This window comes from Pigmentiphaga sp., from assembly GCF_019689535.1.
Taxonomy (GTDB): domain Bacteria; phylum Pseudomonadota; class Gammaproteobacteria; order Burkholderiales; family Burkholderiaceae_B; genus Pigmentiphaga.
In genome coordinates, this window is sequence record NZ_JADGHH010000294.1 from 1 (window position 1) to 3,059 (window position 3,059).

Consider the following 3,059-nt stretch of genomic DNA (forward strand, 5'->3'; position numbering starts at 1 on the left):
CCCGCGCTGTCGCCCATGCCCACGACGCGGACCGCATCGACGCCCAGCTCCGCATGCCGGTCGAACGCCCATCGCCAGGCAGCGTAGACATCTTCGGCGGCGGTGGGAAATCGGTGTTCGGGCGCGAGCCGATACGCGAGGGACAGCACTTTGCAGTGCGCGCCATTGGCCAGCATCCGGCAGATGGCGTCGTAGGTTTCCACGCTACCCACCGTGAATCCACCGCCGTGGGAAAAGATGACGAGCGGCGCGGGTTCGCGGGTGTCGTTGCCGGTGTAAAGGCGCGCGTGTATGCTCCCTTCGCCGACGGGTACCGCGAGCTCCCTGGCTTCCGCAACCGGGGCCGGTGCGATGTCGAGGACTTTGCTGGCCTTGTCGTGGAAGGCACGCGCTTCCTCGGGCGAATACTGCCAGTATGGTGGCCGGTTGGCGCGCTTGATGCGCGCCACGAGATCGGCCACCTGGGGGTCGAGCGGACGCGGATGGGGCGCCTCAGCCATCGCCCCCTTGGTCCCCTCGTTTCTTGATGTACTTGAATGTGCCGCTGGCGCGCGCCACGAGCCCGCCCCCGGCATCGCGCACTTCGGCGTCGCAGAACGCCATGGTGCTCGAGCGGTGGTAGCAGTTGCCGTAGGCCACGAGGTTGCCATCGCCAGGGCGCACGAAACTGGTGGTCATGTCCACCGTGGCGCCGCCGCGCATCTCTGGGTGCAGCGAACGTGCGGCGGTTGCCATGGCGGCGTCCAGCATGGTCATCAAGACCCCACCGTGGCAGACCTGCCAACTGTTGCAGTGATGGGCTTGGACATCCAATCTGACTTCCGAACGCCCGCCTTCGGCCTTGACGAGCTTGGCGCCCAGCCAGGCCAGAAACGGGATGGGTACGTCCGTGACGGTTCGCGGGCTATCCGTGGGCATGCGGCAACCCCGTCGGAGTCGATTCGATTTGGCGGATCATGGCAGGTCTGGTCCTCCAGCGAAAATCAGCGGCTCGCCGTGCGATGACCCAGGATGGACGCCAGGATCAGGGCGCCGATCACGGTGATGTGTTCGAACACGAACATCATTTCCAGGAAGGCCTGTTCGCCTTCCATGTTCCAGAAAGCGTGGGCGATGGGAATGGTCATCACCGTGAACACGGCCAATGCACCCGCGCCGAGCCAAGCCGCGCGGTTGAAGATGATCAGCAGTGAGCCGCCGAGCTGGACGATGATGGTCAGGGCGTTGAAGAGCCATGCCGGTTCGAGCCCGAAATGGCTCATTTCGGCTACGCCGTCCTGGAAATTGATGAGCTTTGTCAGGCCACTAAGCCAGAACATGAATGTCAAGGCAATGCGTCCGAGCAGCAACAACGCGCGCGATTCGAGCAGGGAGCGTATGGGTGCAGGTGTCATGGCTTCTCCGTTCACGTTGGGTGGGAAGTGCGGGCACGTGAGCGTGCTTTCCGGGATCCGGCGCGGCAGCTCGGGCGGCCGCCGCCATCTTACTGGAAACGATGCGAAACCAAACGCCCGGAACTCAGAAAATGCTCTTCCCTACCCACCACGCGGCAGCCGCCACGAGGGCCGAGGCTGGGATGGTGAGTATCCATGCCCAGACGATGTTTCCCGCCACTCCCCAGCGCACCGCATTGAACTTGCGGCTGGAGCCGACGCCGACGATGGCGCCGGTGATGGTGTGAGTGGTGGAGACCGGGATGCCGAGCAGCGCGGTCAGGAACAGCGTCAAGGCGCCGCCGGTTTCCGCGCAGAACCCGCCGACTGGCTTGAGCTTGGTGATGCGCTGTCCCATGGTCTTGACGATGCGCCAGCCGCCGAACATCGTTCCCAGGGCGATCGCCGCATAGCAGCTGATGATGACCCAGACGGGGACATGGTCATGCGCACCCGGCACGTTGGCGGCGATCAGCAGCAACCAGATGATGCCGATGGTTTTCTGCGCGTCGTTGCCGCCGTGCCCGAGGCTGTACATCCCCGCCGACAGCAGCTGCAGCCTGCGGAACCAGCCGTCGACCTTGAGCGGGCGCGCGCGGCGCAGTAGCCACGACACCAATAGCATCAGAAAACCGCCGAGCACGAAGCCCAGCAGCGGCGACACGACGATGAAGGCGACGATGTAGAGGATCTCGCGGAACATCAGCACGGAAGGCCCGGCGCTCGCCAGGCCGGCTCCGACGATGCCGCCGATGAGCGCATGCGAGGACGACGACGGGATGCCGAAATACCAAGTGATGATGTTCCATGCGATGGCTCCGACCAATGCGCCGAACACGACGTAATGGTCTACCACCGTCGGGTCGATGATTCCCTTCCCGACGGTGGCAGCCACCTTGAGATGGAAGACGAAAAGGGCGGCGAAATTAAAAAACGCGGCGAAGACGACCGCGTGGTGGGGTTTGAGCACTCCCGTGGAAACCACGGTGGCGATGGAATTGGCCGCATCGTGGAACCCATTCATGAAATCGAAAATGAGTGCCAGGAGGACCAGGACGGAGAGTGTGACTAGGCTGATTTGAAGCGTGTCCATGAAGTATCCCGACTAGGCGTTTTCCAGGACGATGCCTTCGATCAAATTGGCAACGTCTTCGCACTTGTCGGTGATTTCTTCCAGCAATTCGTAGATGGCTTTCATCTTGATCAATTGGCGCGTATCGGCTTCATCGCGGAACAGCCTGCCCATGCCGCGGCGCATGACCCGGTCGGCGTCTGACTCGAGCCGGTCGATCTCTTCGCAGATCTTCATGATGCTGGCCGTGTCATTCAGGTCGCGTAGCAGGCTCACCACCATGTACAGGCGGTCGCAGCACTGCACGCTTATGTCGGCCAAGGCCTTGGCGTCGGGCGTGACTGAACGGATGTCGTACAGGTTGATGCACTGGGCGGCGTCCTCCATCAGGTCGAGGATGTCGTCCATGGTCGTGATGAGCTGGTGGATTTGATCCCGGTCCAGCGGGGTGATGAAGGTCTTGTGCAGCAGGTCGATCGTATCGTGGGTAACCTTGTCGGCCTTTTTCTCCAGCGTCTCGATGCTCTTGACGCGCTCCTCGGCTTGGTCCAGGT

Annotated in this window: 5 protein-coding genes; all 5 read right to left on the minus strand. The window is 62.6% G+C overall.

Features of this window, described 5'->3' with window-relative positions:
- Nucleotides 1-500 (minus strand): alpha/beta hydrolase fold domain-containing protein (locus tag IRZ12_RS16830; protein WP_296471010.1); only part of this gene is annotated, 500 nt, incomplete at its 3' end.
- Nucleotides 493-918: a PaaI family thioesterase gene (locus tag IRZ12_RS16835; RefSeq protein ID WP_296471013.1), complete on the minus strand. Its 426-nt coding sequence runs from the start codon at nt 916-918 to the stop codon at nt 493-495. The genes IRZ12_RS16830 and IRZ12_RS16835, both read right to left, overlap by 8 nt.
- A gap of 65 nt (nt 919-983) precedes the next feature.
- A complete protein-coding gene (locus IRZ12_RS16840) occupies nt 984-1,394 on the minus strand; it encodes a DoxX family protein (RefSeq protein WP_296471016.1) in 411 nt (136 codons plus the stop codon).
- A 124-nt stretch (nt 1,395-1,518) separates the two neighbouring features.
- Complete coding sequence (locus IRZ12_RS16845) at nt 1,519-2,526, minus strand: inorganic phosphate transporter (protein WP_296471018.1); 1,008 nt, start codon at nt 2,524-2,526, stop codon at nt 1,519-1,521.
- 12 nt (nt 2,527-2,538) lie between these two features.
- The coding region (locus IRZ12_RS16850) for a DUF47 domain-containing protein (protein ID WP_296471020.1) at nt 2,539-3,059 on the minus strand (521 nt) is incomplete at its 5' end.